The following is a 13,988-nucleotide window of genomic DNA, read 5'->3' on the forward strand; positions in this document are numbered from 1 at the left end:
CTCGGCGCACATGACCATCACTGTGAATGGCCCCCGGACCACCGGGTCGCCCGCCGCCCCGATCTCCTCGACCATCGCGTCGTGGGGGACTCCTTCGGCGCGGAGGCGCTGTTCTCGCGCGAGAAAACCCAGGAAGAACACCATGCCCAAGAGCAAGAAGCCGGCCGGCGGCCGCGCCCAGAACTTCGAGCCGCGCTACGGCGCGAAGACCAGCTACCAGGACGCGAAGCGCCGTCCCGGTCAGTCCTCTGCCGGCAAGCCCGGCAGCAAGAGCCCCGGCCACCGCGGCTATCGCGCCGCCGAGGCGACCGACGCGGCGCCCAAGCAGCGCTGGAGCGCCCAGGAGCGCGCCGGCCGCGACGAGGCGCGCGGCATCCGCTCCCGCGCCCACGGCGACCGCCCGGCCCGCGACGACCGCCCGGCTCGGTCGTTCGATGACCGCCCGCGCCGTGACGACCGCCCGGCTCGGTCGTTCGATGACCGTGGCCGTAACTCCTCCACGTCGGGCGGGGATCGCCGTGAGCGGCCTGGTTTCGGCTCTCGGGACGAGGATCGGAGGAGTTTCGACCGCCCGCGTCGCGACGACCGGCCGCGTCGTGACGACCGGCCTGCTCGGTCGTTCGATGACCGTGGCCGTAACTCCTCCACATCGGGCGGGGATCGCCGTGAGCGGCCTGGTTTCGGTTCTCGCGACACGGATCGGAGGAGTTTCGACCGCCCGCGTCGCGACGACCGTCCGGCCCGGTCCTTCGATGACCGGCCGCGTCGTGACGACCGGCCCGCCCGGTCGTTCGATGACCGCCCGCGTCGTGATGACCGCCCGGCTCGGTCGTTCGATGACCGTGGCCGTAACTCCTCCACGTCGAGTGCGGAGCGGCGGGAGCGGCCTGCTTTCGGCCCCCGCGACGAGGATCGGAGGAGTTTCGACCGCCCCCGCCGCGACGACCGCCCGGCCCGCGACGACCGCCCCCGCCGCGATGACCGTCCGGCCCGCGCCACCGGCGGCAACCGTGCGGACTGGAACGCCGACGCGAAGGATGCCGCGGCCCGCAAGGCCTACGAGGCGCACGCCGACGTCGTGCACGAGAAGCTGCAGGCGCAGGCCGTGCAGGCCGAAGAGGTCGCGGACGTGAGCTTCGCCGGCCTCGGCCTGGGCGAGAACATCGTCCGGGCGCTCGCCGAGCTGGGCGCCGCGGCGCCGTTCCCGATCCAGGCGGCGACGATCGCGCCGATTCTCGCCGGCAAGGACGTGCTCGCGCGCGGCCGCACCGGCTCGGGCAAGACCATCGCCTTCGGCGCCCCGCTCGTCGAGTCGGTGCTGCGCAGCCAGGCCGGCAAGCGCCGCGCGTTCGGCCGCAGCCCCCGCGCGCTGATCTTGGCCCCGACGCGCGAGCTCGCACTGCAGATCGACCGTACGATCCAGCCGATCGCCCGCAGCGTCGGCCTGTTCACGACCCAGATCTACGGCGGTGTGCCCCAGGCGCGCCAGGTCGGTGCGCTCAAGAAGGGTGTCGACATCATCATCGGCACCCCGGGCCGCATCGAAGACCTGCAGGAGCAGGGCAAGCTCGACCTGTCCGAGATCGGCGTCGTCGTGCTGGACGAGGCCGACCACATGAGCGAGCTCGGCTTCCTCGAGCCGATGCAGCGGATCCTCCGTCTGGTCGAGCCCGACGCGCAGAAGCTGCTGTTCTCGGCGACCCTCGACCGCGAGGTCGCGGCGCTCGTCGATGAGTTCCTCGTCGACCCGGCGGTGTACGAGGTCGCCGGCGAGGACCAGGACTCCGGCACGATCGACCACCGCGTGCTCGTCATCGACCACCGCGACAAGGCCGACATCCTCACCTCGCTCGTCGACCGCGCCGGCAAGACGCTCGTGTTCGCCCGCACCCGTGCGTACGCCGAGATGCTCGCCGAGCAGTTCGACGACGCCGGCATCCACGCGGTCGCCCTCCACGGCGACCTCAACCAGGGCAAGCGCACGCGCAACCTCGAGCGGCTCACCTCGGGCCGCGTCAGCGTGCTGGTCGCGACGGATGTCGCCGCGCGCGGCATCCACGTCGACGACATCGACCTGGTCATCCAGGCCGACGCGCCCGACGAGTACAAGACGTACCTGCACCGCTCCGGTCGCACCGGTCGCGCGGGGCGTTCCGGCACCGTCGTGACGCTCATCCCGCGTCAGCGCCGCCGGCGCATGACCGAGATGCTCGACCGCGCCGAGATCGACGCGCCGTTCGAGGACGCCCGTCCCGGCGACGACGTGATCGAGGAGCTGTCCGGGCGGCAGGCCGCGCACGTCGACCGCTGACACCCGCACCCGGAGGGGCCGAGACGTTCGCGTCGCGGCCCCTCCGGCGTGTGGTCAGAACAGCATCGCCGGGGCGGCGGCGGATGCCGCGGCCCGCGCCGTGGTCCGCACGGGCCCCGGTCGCGCCGGCCGGGTCTCGACTTCTTCCTCCGGACCGCCCGTGAGCCGGTGTCGCCGCAGCAGCGGCCGGACCCGCGCCGCGAGCCACTTCCGGTAGCCGACGGGCGCGTACACGCTGGCGCCGGGGTAGAGCCCCCGATACGCGGGCACCAGCTCGGGGTGCTCCCGTTCGAGCCACTGCCAGAACCACTCGCGGGCTCCGGGCCGCAGGTGCAGCGCTCCGAAGACGACGCGGACGGCTCCGGATGCCGCGATGCGCGCCAGCGCGTCGTCGAGCACCGCCACGGCATCCGTCAGGTGCGGCACGATCGGCATGAGGAACACGGTCACGGCGAAGCCCGCGTCGGCGGCCGCCCGCACGGTGTCGAGCCGGGCCTGGAAGGTGGGGGCGCCCGCTTCGAGCGTCTGCCGCAGGCGCTCGTCGGGCATGGCGATCGACATCGACAGGTGCACGGGCACGCGCCGGCGGGCCTCCGCGAGCACCGGCAGGTCGCGGCGCAGGAGCGTGCCCTTGGTCAGCACCGAGAACGGCGTCCGGCTCGCCGCGAGCGCGTCGATGATCTCCGGCATGAGCCGGTATCTCCCCTCGGCCCGCTGGTACGGGTCGGTGTTGGTGCCGAGCGCGACCGGCTCCCGCCCCCACGAGCGCGCGGCGAGCTCGCGTCGCAGCACTTCGGCGACGTTGACCTTCACGACGATCTGCTCGTCGAAGTCGCGTCCGGCGTCGAGGTCGAGATAGGTGTGGGTGTTGCGGGCGAAGCAGTACGAGCACGCATGGCTGCACCCGCGATAGGGGTTCACGGTCCAGTCGAACGGCATCGCGGATGCCGACGGCACATGGTTCAGCGCCGACTTCGCGGCGACCTCGTGAAAGGTCATGCCCGCGAACTCGGGGGTGGTCACCGTGCGGACCAGCCCCTCCCGCGTCTCGAGGCCGGGCAGGGCTGCGGCATCCGTCGAATCGATTCTTTGTCCACGCCAGCGCATGCCTGATATACGAACATAGATTCGATGACTGTGCAATGCGCACCGTCCTCTCGGCCGGGCGCGGCAGAATGGGCGGGTGCCGCAACCCGAGCAGCCGACCAGCCGACGCGCCGCGCGCCTCGCCGCCGAGGCGGCGCCGGAGTCGCCCGCGCGTCGGTCGATGCCGGCCGTCGGGCGCCGCGGTCTCGTGGTGCTGGCGGGGCTCGCGGCTTTGGTGGTGCTCGTCGTCGTCATCGCGCTGACGCGTCCCGGAGGCGCCGCCACGGCGCCCGGGGGCGGCGCCGCGGGCGTCACCGCGCCCACCGACGCGGTCGCGCTGCCGGACGGGGTGGGGTCGGGCACGCCCGCGACCGGCCTGCCCGTGCCCGCGCAGAGCGGGGTGGCCGCGGCATCCTGCGACGATCCCGCGGTCTCGTCGGCGCTCGCCGAGGGCAGGGATGCCGACGTCATCACCGCCTTCGGAGGCGGCGCCGCCTTCCGCGCCGCCGTCGTGTCGGGGGCAGCGCCCTGCATCGATCTCGGCGACCCGCACCGGCTGTGGATCGTCGTCGACAAGCAGCGCCCGTTGAACCCGATCGACGTCGAGCCGACCTCGGTCGTCGCCCCCGCCGACATGCAGCGAACCGTCGACGGCCGGCTGCAGCCCGCGGCGGCGGAGGCGCTCACCGCGCTCGTGGCGGCGGCGGCGAACGAGGGCGCGGGGGCGATCGGCCTCAACAGCGCCTACCGTTCGTTCGCCTCGCAGACGCGCACCTACAACGGCTACGTGAACACCCTCGGTCGCGCCGCCGCCGACCAGCAGAGCGCGCGGCCCGGCTTCAGCGAGCACCAGACCGGACTCGCCACCGACGTGGCGGCCTGCGACGGCGGCTGCGGCGCGATCGAAGCGTTCGGCGGGACGCCGCAGGGCGCCTGGGTCGCCGAGAACGCGTGGCGGTTCGGCTACATCGTCCGCTACGAGAGCGGCTACACCGCCACCACGGGGTACGAGGCCGAGCCGTGGCATCTGCGCTACATCGGCCCCGAGCTCGCGAAGGCGTACCACGAGGGTGGGTTCCACACGCTCGAGGACTTCTTCGGGCTGCCGGCCGCCCCCGACTACTGATCGCCCGGGGTCGCCGTCGCGCGAGGTCGTCCTGTCGCCACCGACATGAAACCCAGTACCATGGATGCTGGGATGCGATGCCACCGGCATCCGTCGTTCATCGCGACGCGTCCCGCAGATTCGACACTCGACGACGAGAGGACGGGCGCACCATGGAGCGCGACATCTACGACGAGGATCACGAGGCGTTCCGCGACGTCGTCAAGGAGTTCCTCAAGCGCTTCGCCACCGAGCAGAAGCGCAAGCAGTGGGAGGCGGACGGGGAGATCGACCGCGCCACCATGCTCGCCGCCGGCGAGGCCGGCATCATCGGTCTGAGCGTGCCGGAGGAGTTCGGCGGCGCCGGGATGCTGCAGGACTACCGTTTCCGCGCGATCGTGCTCGAGGAGACGATCGGGGCCGGCCAGGGCTCGCTCGCCGGGGCCTTCGGCATCCAGGACGACCTCGCCGTCCCGTACATCGTGCACATGGGGACGCAGGAGCAGAAGGAGAAGTGGCTGCCGGGGATGGCGACCGGCGAGATCCTCGGCGCGCTCGCGATGACCGAGCCCGGCGCCGGCAGCGACCTGCGCGGCATCAAGACCACGGCGAAGAAGGTCGACGGCGGCTACCTCGTCAACGGCGCCAAGACCTTCATCTCCTCGGGAAAGACCGCCGACATGGTCGTCACGTTCGTGAAGACCGGCGAGGGCAACCGTCCGGATGCCTTCAGCCTGCTGATCCTCGAGGACGGCATGGAGGGCTTCGACCATGGCAAGAAGCTCGAGAAGATGGGCTTCCACGGGTGGGACACCGCCGAGCTGAGCTTCACCGACGTCTTCGTCCCGGAGGCGAACCTCATCGGCGGCAAGGAGGGCCTGGGCTTCATCCAGCTCATGATGAACCTCCCGCTCGAGCGTCTGTCGATCGGCGTCGCCGCGGCGGCCGCCGGCGAGGCCGCGTTCGTCTGGACGCGCGACTACGTGCTCAGCCGTGAGGCGTTCGGCGAGCGGATCGCCGACTTCCAGAACACGCGGTTCCTGCTGGCCGACATGGCCACGACGGTCGACGTCATGTGGACCTACAACGACCGCGCGATGATGCTCTACAAGGACAAGAAGCTCACCGCCGAGGAGGCCGCGAAGGTCAAGTTCTGGTCGACCGACCGCGAGGCGGAGCTGCTCGACACCGGCGTGCAGCTGCACGGCGGGTACGGCTACATCACCGAGTACCCGATCGCCCGCGCCTACCTCGACGCCCGCGTCCACCGCATCTACGGCGGCACGAACGAGATCATGCGCGACATCGTGTCGCGCCAGATCGTCGGCAAGCGCTGACCGCGAGATCCGCTCTGCCGCGGCATCCGCTCTGCCGCGAGAAACCATCTGCGCACCGAGAAACCGGTGCGCAGGTGGTTTCTCGTTGTGGGGATGGTTTCTCGCGGGCGAGGCGCGGGCAAGGCGAGGGCGAGAGCGAGGCGCGGGCGAGGGCGGCGGGGGTGTCGGCGGGTGCGGGTAGCGTGCGGGCATGGCGGAGGCGCAGCGGTGCGTGATGTGCGGGCTCACGCAGCCGACCGCGGATGCCGACGGCACCCCGACCTGCCCGGTGTGCGGGTGGCGGCTCGGCGACAGTCCCGATCCCGACCTGCCGCGCCCGCGCGTCGAGGTGGTCTACTACCTGCGGTGGGAAGAGCGCATCAAGATCGGGACGAGTCGCGAGCCCCGGCGGCGTCTCGCCGCGATCCGGCATCAGGAGCTGCTGGCGTTCGAACTCGGCGGGCGCGCTGTCGAGCGCGCGCGGCACGCGCAGTTCGCGCACCTGCGCGAAGGTGGCGAGTGGTTCCGCGCGGAGCCGGAGCTGCGGGCCCACGCCGCCGAGCTCGCGGGGACGGTGCCCCCGTGGCACCGCTACGCCCGGTGGATGGCCGACGCCCTGCGTCAGGCGGTCAGCTGACGCAGGGTCGCACCGATCACGCCACCGCGCGGTGACGGGCGAGGCGGGCCACCCCGGCGGCGCGCAGCCGGTCGGCGATGACGATCGCGATCGCCGTGCCGCCCACGCAGGATGCCACGCACAGCGCGATGAAGCCGCTGAGCGCGACCGGCGACATCGCCCAGAGGTCGAACGACTGGGCGGCGAGGACGGGGTAGGCGATGCCGATGACGATCGCTCCCGCGTAGTGCATCCACGTGGCCCAGCGGCGGTACGCCGTCAGCAGGAACGGCAGCTCCGGGAAGAACGCCCAGAACAGGGTGGTCGCCACCGCCGAGATCGTGAAGAACGGCGCGAGCACGAGGCCGGAGATGAGTCCGACCAGCAGGCCGGCGACGGGGCGGTGCAGCAGCCGCAGCGCGACCACGGCGGGGATCACCCAGAGACCGGCGATACCGATCGAGACGAACGGCAACGTCGCGAACAATGCCAGCGACACCCACCAGCCCGCCGCGAGGACGACGCCTCCCGCCACGCCGATGGCCGCGCAGGTCAACAGGTAGGCGGTCGTGACCCGGCCCATCAGTGCTCCTCCGCGCCGCTGCGCTCCGCCGCCGGCGTCGGCGATGCGGACCCGGCGCGCCAGTAGCCGACGAAGCTGATCCGGTCCTTCGGGTGCCCCGACGCGACGAGGTGCCGGCGGGCGGCGACCGGCAGCGACTGCTCGCCGACGACGAAGACATGCGTATCGGATGCCGGAGGGTCGAGCTGCCGCAGAGCACTCAGCGCGAGGGTTCCGGGGCGCGCCCCGGCATCCCGCACCAGCCACCGCACCTCCACGCCGTCGGGCGCGTCGATCTCCAGCACGTCGTCGGCCGACGGCGCCTCGACCAGCACGGTGCCCGTCGCGGTGGAGGGCAGCGACGCGCACACGCCGGACACCGCCGGGACGCCCGTCTCGTCGGCGATCAGCAGGACGCGCTCGACGCCGCGCTCCGGTGAGAAGCCCAGCCCCTCGTCGATGATCACGACCGACTCGCCCACGGTCGCGGAGGCGGCCCAGCGCGACGCCGGACCCGCGGTCGGCCCGGAGCCGTGCAGCACGAAGTCGACGTCGAGCTCCGCTCCGCCGCTGGGCCCGCTCGCCCGGTAGGCGCGGACCGTGTAGTTGCGCATCGCGGGCCGGATGCCCTCCGGGATGCGCAGGTACGACAGGTACCCGAAGATCCGGTTCGCCTTCGCGGGGATGCGCTCCAGGCCCGCGCCCGCGCTGTCGCTGCGGTGCGGCAGGAACAGCCGGAACCACTGGTCGTAGCCCAGCGGCGCGAACCGGCCGATGTCGCCACCGCCGAGGGTGACGCGCATCCAGTGGGGGGCGAGGCGGCGGACGGCGACCACCTCCAGTCGGAGAAGGTCTTGGGAGGCGGGCTTGGTCAGGCGTGAGGAGCGGGCCATGCGGCATCCTTTCTGCGACGGATCAGGGTGCCCACGGGAAGAGGGCGACGAGGATGACGGCACTGGTCAGCCAGAAGACGGCGACGAACACCGTGTCGCGTCGGCGCCACGGGACGAGGTGCCGTTCGGTGCGGTCGGGGTGGGCGCCGAAGGCGCGCGCATCCATCGCGAGGGCGACCCGCTCGGCGTGCCGGATCGCGCCCGCCAGCAGCGGCACGAGGTAGCCCCACCAGCGCGCGAGCGCGGCGACGGGGCCGCGGCCGCCGTGCGACCCCCGCACGCGGTGGGCCTGGCGGATGACGTCGAGCTCGTGCCCGAACCTCGGGACGAAGCGGAACGCGGCCAGCGCGGTGTAGCCGATGCGGTACGGCACCCGCAGCTGCTGCACGCTCGCCCGCACGAGATCGGGTCCGGTGGTCGTCAGCCCCGCGATGAGCGCGAGCGCGACGATCGCCGCCAGGCGCAGACCCGTCGCGAACCCGACGGTCAGCGCACCGGTCGTGAGGCTCCAGTCGCCGATCCGGGCGACGACGTCGCCGCCGACGCGCGCCGGATCGGTCCACAGGCTCATCGACAGGCCGATCACGATCGTCGCGACCGGCACCGCCACGAGCAGCAGCAGCGCGATCCGCCGGGTGATCCGGGTGCCGGCGAGGATGACCGCACAGGCGAGGGCGAGGAATGCGAGCGGGGTCGCGAGGTCGCGCGCGAAGACGAGGAGCACCATCGCCGGCAGCGGTGCCGCGAGCTTCGCGAGCGGGTTCAGCCCCGCGAGGAGCCCGCCCGCGTCGACGCGGGCCCAGGGGTCGACGGTCGTCGCGCTCACCGCGCCGCCCTCCCCGCGGCATCCGCCGCCGGCAGATCGGCGAGTCGGGTGACGCCGGCGAGGGAAGGATGCCGCGTCAGGCCGGCGAACGCGCGGCGCAGGGGAGGCTGTCGCAGCCCCGCCGAGCGGAGCAGATCGTCGTCGGCGAATACGGCGGGTGTCGCGGCATCCGCGATGATGCGCCCGTCGCCCACGACGATCGTGCGGTGCGCGTGCTCGGTGACCAGTTGCATGTCGTGGGTGACGACGAGGATGGTCGTGCCTTCGGCGCTGAGGTCGCTCAGCAGGCCCATCAACTCGTCGGCGCGTGCGCGGTCCTGACCGAACGTCGGCTCGTCGAGCGCGAGCACCGGTGCGCCCGCGACCAGAGCCGTGCCGACCGAGAGGCGGCGCTTCTGGCCGCCCGAGAGCAGGAACGGGTGGACCTCGGCCTTGTCCTCGAGGCCGAAGCGGCGCAGCACGTCGAACGCGCGCTCGCGCACCTCCTCCTCGGGCAGCCGCTGTCGGCGCAGGCCGTGGGCGAGCTCGTCGTACACCGTGTGGGCGATGAACTGGTGTTCGGGATTCTGGAAGACGAAGCCGATCCGCCGTGACAGGGCGCGGAGGTCGGTGCGGCCCACGTCGACGCCGTCCACGGTGACCTGCCCGCGCGGGACCGAGACGACTCCCGCGAGCGACTGCAGGAGCGTCGTCTTGCCGGCGCCGTTCGCGCCGACGATCGCGACGAACGCGCCGGCGTCGACGTCGAGGTCGATGCCGTGGAGGATCTCGCGGCGCCCGCGGCGCGTGCGCAGCCCGCGCGCACGGATGACGGGGGATGCCGCGCCCGGTGCCTCCGCATCGTCTGCACGACTCCGCCTGGACGAGCCTTCGGAGGGGGCGGAGCCGGCGGTGGCCGTCGTAGAGGCGGAGTCGTGCAGACTGCCGCCCGCGGATGTGTCGGCCGACTCCAGGGCGGCGTGCAGCTCGGCGGGTTCGAGGGGGAGGGGGTCGAGCGTCCAGCCGGCCGCGCGCAGGCGGAGGGCGGCGAGGGTCGACACGGGCAGCCACACGCCCATCTCGTGCAGCTCGGCGGCGCGGGCGCGGAGCACGTCGTCGACGGTGCCGTCCGCGACGGTGCGCCCGACGTGGTCGAGCACGACGACCCGGTCGGTGATCCCCACGACGGCGTCGAGGTTGTGCTCGACCAGCAGGATCGCCCGGTCGCCGGCGGCGACGAGGGCGCCCAGTGCGGCGTAGACCTCCTCGATGCCCTGCGGGTCGAGGTTGGCCGTGGGCTCGTCGAGAACGAGCAGGGGCGAGCCCATCGCCAGGGCGCACGCGATCGCGAGCCGTTGCCGGCCGCCGCCGCTCAGACGGTCGGGGTTCTCGTGGCGGCGCTCCCACAGGCCGACGCGGCGCAACGCCTCCTCGGCCCGGGTCAGCACCTCGTCCACCGGCAGCCGCAGATTCTCGGGACCGAACGCCACTTCGTCGAGCAGCGTGCCGGTCACCAGCTGTGCGTCCGGGTCCTGGAAGACCATGCCCACGTGCGTGCTCAGCCGGGCCACGGGCGTCGTGGCGGTGTCGAGCCCGGCGACCTCGACGGTGCCGGAGAGGGCGGCGGGCACGGCGTGCGGGATGAGGCCGTTGAGAGCGAGCGCCAGCGTGGACTTCCCGGCGCCGCTGGGTCCGAGCAGCAGCACCACCTCACCGCGCGCCACGTCGAACGTGGCGGATGCCGGGGCATCGGCATCCGCGCCCTCATGCCGGATCGCGAGATCGCGCACGCGCAGCAGCGGAGCAGGCTCACGGCCGGCGGGAGCAGCGGCTTCCGCTCCGAAGACGGCAGAGGTCACGGATCATCCCAGCGGTCGGGCAGAGGGTCGCTCCCAGGTTAGCCCAGCCTAACCTCAGCGGCCAACAGTCGTCAGCGCCGGACGGTCTGCCGCGCCACGCCGGCGCGCCGCAGCGAGGCTCCGACGCCCAGGCCGATCGCCGTCCACGCGACGGGACCGCACACGGAGAGGGCGAGGTAGGCGATCTGGGCCCACAGGGCGTAGGCGCTCAGATGCGCCGCGAAGAAGACGACGACCGCCACGAGCACGCCGATGACCGCCGCGGAGATGAAGAAGCGCCACGCTCCCCAGGCGCGATAGCGCGTGAGTGCCGCGACCCCCTCCTGGATGGCGCCGAACAGCAGGGCCGTGCCGAGGAACCGCATCGTCCACACGGGGGCGAACGCGCTGGCGACCAGCGCGGCGAGCACGTGCGTGAGCAGTGCCACGAGCGGCAGCCGCAGCACCTCCTGCGCGACGATCCCGGGGAGCACGTGCGCCCCGAGGACGAGCCCGTAGACGATGGCGAGGCCGGGCACCGCGAGCACCACCGGCGTGACGAGTCCGGCGATGCCGCCGAGGATGCCGGTGGCCACACCGATGGCCGCGCACACCAGCAGGACGCGCGTCGACAGGACGGTGTTTCGGGCCACGATCCCAGCGTAGCCGCGCGTCCCCGGGGCTCAGGCCGGGAAAAATGCTCAGATGCTGCGCCGCCGCGGTGTCAGCCGCACCGCGGGAAGCGGCGGTGCGGGCACCCGCTCGGCGCCGTGCCCGACGACGTGACCGAAGCGCGCCTGTGGCGCGGGCGTCGGGGCGTCCTCCGCCTCGGCCTCCCACGCCGCCCGGGCCGCGACGATCTCCTCGTGCGAACGCGCCACGAAGTTCCACCACATCACGATGTCGGCTTCGAACGGCTCCCCGCCCAGCAGGAAGAGCGTCGTCTCGCGCACCGCGGTGACCTCGACGCCGTCGCGGTGGATGCCGAGGTACAGCAGGCCCTGGTCGGGCAGGGCGGTCGCGGCATCCGCTGTCGCCCACACCTCGGGGGTGCCGTCGATGCCGACCAGCGCGTACTCCCACGACGGTTCGAGCGGGAGCCGGACGCGGGAGCCGGCCGGGAGGTGGAGCTCGGCGCCGACGATCGGGGTGTACATCGTCGCGGGCGAGGTCGCCCCCGCGAACGAGCCCACCACGACCGTTGCGGTGGCGCCCGTCCCGCCGGCGGCGTCGGGGATCGTCGTCACGGGCAGGTCGTCGTGGCGCTCGAAGGCGGCGGCGCCGTGGCGGCGCGACTCGGGCAGCGCGACCCACAGCTGCAGGGCGTCGAGGGCCACCGCCTCCTCGCCGACCGAGTACTCGGAGTGGGCGATGCCGGCGCCGCTGGTCATCAGGTTGAGCACCCCGCGGCGCACGACGACGTCGCTGCCGAGGGTGTCGCGGTGGCGCACTTCGCCCACGAGCGGCCAGGTGACCGTCTGCAGGCCGATGTGCGGATGCGGCTCGACGCGCATGCGCGCCGTCTGCGGGCCGAACCGGTCGAGGAAGCACCACGCGCCGACCAGGGGCAGCGCCCGCTGCGGCAGGCTGCGGTGCACCTCCATGGCGCGCACCCCGCCGAGCGGGACCTCGCGGGCTTCCAGCAGCAACGCCCGCGGACCGTCGCAGACCGCCGGGCCGGCCACGTCGGGCGGGGCGTCGTCGAGGCGGGTCATCCGCGCGGCGTTCCCACGCCTTCGTCGCCCGGGGTGGGCTCCGCCGTCGACGCGTGCTCCGCCGTCTCGACGTCGCGTTCGCGCCACACCGCCTTCAGCCCGGGGACCTCGTGCTTCTGCAGGTAGGTGACGATGAACGGGCAGACCGGCACCACCACGTCGCCCCGGGCGGCCTCGTCCGTCATCGCCGCCGCGACCAGCTTCGTGCCGAGGCCCCGACCGCCGTAGGCCGGATCGATCTCGGTGTGCGGGAAGACCAGACGCCCCTCGGCATCCTCCTCGAACTCGGTGTAGCCGGCGATGTCGCCGTCGACGAGGATCTCGTAGCGGTCCTTCTCGTCGTTGCGTGAGATGCGGACGTCGTCGGTCATGACGCTCCTGTCGGGTCGATGTGTCCTCCCCAACGTAGGCGCGTCGTCACCTGTTCCGCCAGGGCTGTCGCCGGGAGGCGCGAGCGGGGAGGATGGCGGCATGACCCCCCGCTCCGCCCGCCGCCGTCCGCGCCTCCTCGTCTGCGCGGGAGCGGTCGTCGCGGCGACCGCGCTCCTGCTCTCGGGATGCGGGGCCTACGGTCCGTCCCCGTCGCCCTCGCCGACGTCGACCCCGACCGCGACGCCCGCGCCGACCCCCTCGCCGACCGCGACGCCCGACCCCCTGGCCGGACTGGACCTGCGCCAGCGCGTCGGACAGCTGTTCATCGTCGGAACGGCGGTCGATGCCGTCACCCCCGATACGCTCTCGGCGGTGGTCGACCGGCACGCGGGCGGCATCTTCCTGCACGGGCGTTCGCAGGCGGGCGCCCAGGCCGTGGCGAGGGTGGTCGGTTCGTTCACGACGGCGGATGCCGACGGCATCCCCCTGTGGGTGTCGACCGATCAGGAGGGCGGCGAGGTGCAGGTGCTCACGGGGCCCGGGTTCGACGACATGCCCTACGCGATCCGGCAGGCGGATCTGCCCGACGACCAGCTCCGCGCCGTGGCGACCACGTGGGGCGGTCAGATCGCCGCCGCGGGCGTGACGCTGAACCTCGCCCCGGTCGCCGACATCGTCACGAGCGCGGCGACCCGGTTCGACAACCCGCCCATCGGCGGGCTGGGCCGGCAGTACGGCTACGACGGGGCGACCGTCGCCGCGAAGGCGGGCGCCTTCGCGGACGGCATGCGCGCGGCCGGCGTGATGCCCGTGTTCAAGCACTTCCCGGGACTCGGACACGTCACCGCCAACACCGACACGACGGCCGACGTCGTCGACACGACCGTCACCGCCGACGGCCCCGACATCGCCGTCTACGGCACGCTGCTCGCGGGCGGGCCGGCGGGCGTGATGGTCTCGAGCGCGATCTACCAGAACCTCGACCCGTCGGCGCCGGCGGTGTTCTCGCCGACGGTGGTGGGCCTCGCACGGGCGAAGGTCGGCCCGGAGGGCATGCTCATGACCGACGATCTGTCGGCGGCGCAGGCCGTGCAGGCCTGGAGTCCCGCCGATCGCGCCGTGCTCGCCATCACCGCGGGCATCGACGTCGTGTTGGCTTCGACCGATCCCACCGTCTTCCCGGCCATGTACGACGCCGTGCTGGCGAAGGCCCAGTCCGACCCGGTGTTCGCAGCCCGCGTCGACGACGCCGCGCGCCACGTGCTGGCCGCCAAAGCCGCGCGGCCGTGACCGGGTCGCGGGGTGCGGCGGTGTGACCGGGTCGCGGGGTGCGGCGGTGTGACCGGGTCGCGGGGTGCGGCGGTGTGAC

13 protein-coding genes are annotated in these 13,988 nt (G+C 73.1%); 5 read left to right on the forward strand and 8 right to left on the reverse strand.

The window, feature by feature from the left end; all coding sequences use genetic code 11:
• Window positions 1–142 precede the first annotated feature (142 nt).
• Window positions 143–2,311 (forward strand): DEAD/DEAH box helicase, encoded by a 2,169-nt coding sequence (locus KY498_RS12690; RefSeq protein WP_219879386.1) that lies wholly within the window; start codon window positions 143–145, stop codon window positions 2,309–2,311.
• A 54-nt stretch (window positions 2,312–2,365) separates the two neighbouring features.
• On the opposite strand, the gene KY498_RS12695 is transcribed toward KY498_RS12690, so the two are convergent.
• Complete coding sequence (locus KY498_RS12695) at window positions 2,366–3,418, reverse strand: Rv2578c family radical SAM protein (RefSeq protein WP_191009209.1); 1,053 nt, start codon at window positions 3,416–3,418, stop codon at window positions 2,366–2,368.
• A 76-nt stretch (window positions 3,419–3,494) separates the two neighbouring features.
• Between KY498_RS12695 and KY498_RS12700 the strand changes: the two genes are divergently transcribed.
• The 3 genes from KY498_RS12700 to KY498_RS12710 all read left to right on the forward strand — a co-directional run bounded on the left by KY498_RS12700 (window position 3,495) and on the right by KY498_RS12710 (window position 6,455).
• Entirely contained in the window at window positions 3,495–4,523 is a 1,029-nt protein-coding gene (locus KY498_RS12700; RefSeq protein ID WP_223849535.1) for a M15 family metallopeptidase, read from the forward strand.
• Between the two features lie 152 nt (window positions 4,524–4,675).
• The gene (locus tag KY498_RS12705; RefSeq protein ID WP_191009208.1) at window positions 4,676–5,839 is read left to right on the forward strand and encodes an acyl-CoA dehydrogenase family protein; all 1,164 of its coding nucleotides are present in this window, start codon (window positions 4,676–4,678) and stop codon (window positions 5,837–5,839) included.
• A gap of 190 nt (window positions 5,840–6,029) precedes the next feature.
• Window positions 6,030–6,455 carry a GIY-YIG nuclease family protein gene (locus KY498_RS12710; RefSeq protein ID WP_191009207.1) on the forward strand — a complete coding sequence of 142 codons (426 nt, stop codon included), beginning with the start codon at window positions 6,030–6,032 and terminating at the stop codon, window positions 6,453–6,455.
• A gap of 16 nt (window positions 6,456–6,471) precedes the next feature.
• On the opposite strand, the gene KY498_RS12715 is transcribed toward KY498_RS12710, so the two are convergent.
• The 7 genes from KY498_RS12715 to KY498_RS12745 form a co-directional block, all read right to left on the reverse strand.
• Entirely contained in the window at window positions 6,472–7,017 is a 546-nt protein-coding gene (locus KY498_RS12715) for an ECF transporter S component (RefSeq protein ID WP_191009206.1), read from the reverse strand.
• Entirely contained in the window at window positions 7,017–7,889 is an 873-nt protein-coding gene (locus KY498_RS12720; protein WP_191009205.1) for a siderophore-interacting protein, read from the reverse strand. The genes KY498_RS12715 and KY498_RS12720 overlap by 1 nt, the downstream gene beginning before the upstream one ends.
• A 22-nt stretch (window positions 7,890–7,911) precedes the next feature.
• Window positions 7,912–8,715 carry an energy-coupling factor transporter transmembrane protein EcfT gene (locus KY498_RS12725; RefSeq protein ID WP_191009204.1) on the reverse strand — a complete coding sequence of 268 codons (804 nt, stop codon included), beginning with the start codon at window positions 8,713–8,715 and terminating at the stop codon, window positions 7,912–7,914.
• On the reverse strand, window positions 8,712–10,553 hold the full coding sequence (locus KY498_RS12730; protein WP_191009203.1) for an ABC transporter ATP-binding protein: 1,842 nt from the start codon (window positions 10,551–10,553) through the stop codon (window positions 8,712–8,714). Before KY498_RS12730 ends, KY498_RS12725 begins: the two co-directional genes overlap by 4 nt.
• Before the next feature lie 71 nt (window positions 10,554–10,624).
• Window positions 10,625–11,185, reverse strand: a complete 561-nt coding sequence (locus KY498_RS12735; protein ID WP_060961104.1) for an ECF transporter S component — start codon at window positions 11,183–11,185, stop codon at window positions 10,625–10,627.
• Window positions 11,186–11,233: 48 nt separating this feature from the next.
• Window positions 11,234–12,247, reverse strand: a complete 1,014-nt coding sequence (locus KY498_RS12740) for a pirin family protein (RefSeq protein ID WP_191009202.1) — start codon at window positions 12,245–12,247, stop codon at window positions 11,234–11,236.
• The gene (locus KY498_RS12745) at window positions 12,244–12,618 is read right to left on the reverse strand and encodes a GNAT family N-acetyltransferase (protein ID WP_191009201.1); all 375 of its coding nucleotides are present in this window, start codon (window positions 12,616–12,618) and stop codon (window positions 12,244–12,246) included. The genes KY498_RS12740 and KY498_RS12745 overlap by 4 nt, the downstream gene beginning before the upstream one ends.
• Before the next feature lie 100 nt (window positions 12,619–12,718).
• Between KY498_RS12745 and KY498_RS12750 the strand changes: the two genes are divergently transcribed.
• A complete protein-coding gene (locus KY498_RS12750; RefSeq protein ID WP_191009200.1) occupies window positions 12,719–13,909 on the forward strand; it encodes a glycoside hydrolase family 3 protein in 1,191 nt (396 codons plus the stop codon).
• Window positions 13,910–13,988: the final 79 nt, after the last annotated feature.

The sequence above is a fragment of the Microbacterium sp. PAMC21962 genome, from assembly GCF_019443465.1.
Lineage (GTDB): Bacteria > Actinomycetota > Actinomycetes > Actinomycetales > Microbacteriaceae > Microbacterium > Microbacterium hominis.

Excerpts from the sequence above, each read along its gene's own strand:
- KY498_RS12690 (WP_219879386.1), top strand. The coding sequence starts at position 143 with ATGCCCAAGAGCAAGAAGCCGGCCGGCGGCCGCGCCCAGAACTTCGAG.
- KY498_RS12695 (WP_191009209.1), bottom strand. The coding sequence starts at position 3,418 with ATGCGCTGGCGTGGACAAAGAATCGATTCGACGGATGCCGCAGCCCTG.
- KY498_RS12705 (WP_191009208.1), top strand. The coding sequence starts at position 4,676 with ATGGAGCGCGACATCTACGACGAGGATCACGAGGCGTTCCGCGACGTC.
- KY498_RS12715 (WP_191009206.1), bottom strand. The coding sequence starts at position 7,017 with ATGGGCCGGGTCACGACCGCCTACCTGTTGACCTGCGCGGCCATCGGC.
- KY498_RS12745 (WP_191009201.1), bottom strand. The coding sequence starts at position 12,618 with ATGACCGACGACGTCCGCATCTCACGCAACGACGAGAAGGACCGCTAC.
- KY498_RS12750 (WP_191009200.1), top strand. The coding sequence starts at position 12,719 with ATGACCCCCCGCTCCGCCCGCCGCCGTCCGCGCCTCCTCGTCTGCGCG.
- KY498_RS12710 (WP_191009207.1), top strand. The coding sequence starts at position 6,030 with ATGGCGGAGGCGCAGCGGTGCGTGATGTGCGGGCTCACGCAGCCGACC.
- KY498_RS12720 (WP_191009205.1), bottom strand. The coding sequence starts at position 7,889 with ATGGCCCGCTCCTCACGCCTGACCAAGCCCGCCTCCCAAGACCTTCTC.
- KY498_RS12740 (WP_191009202.1), bottom strand. The coding sequence starts at position 12,247 with ATGACCCGCCTCGACGACGCCCCGCCCGACGTGGCCGGCCCGGCGGTC.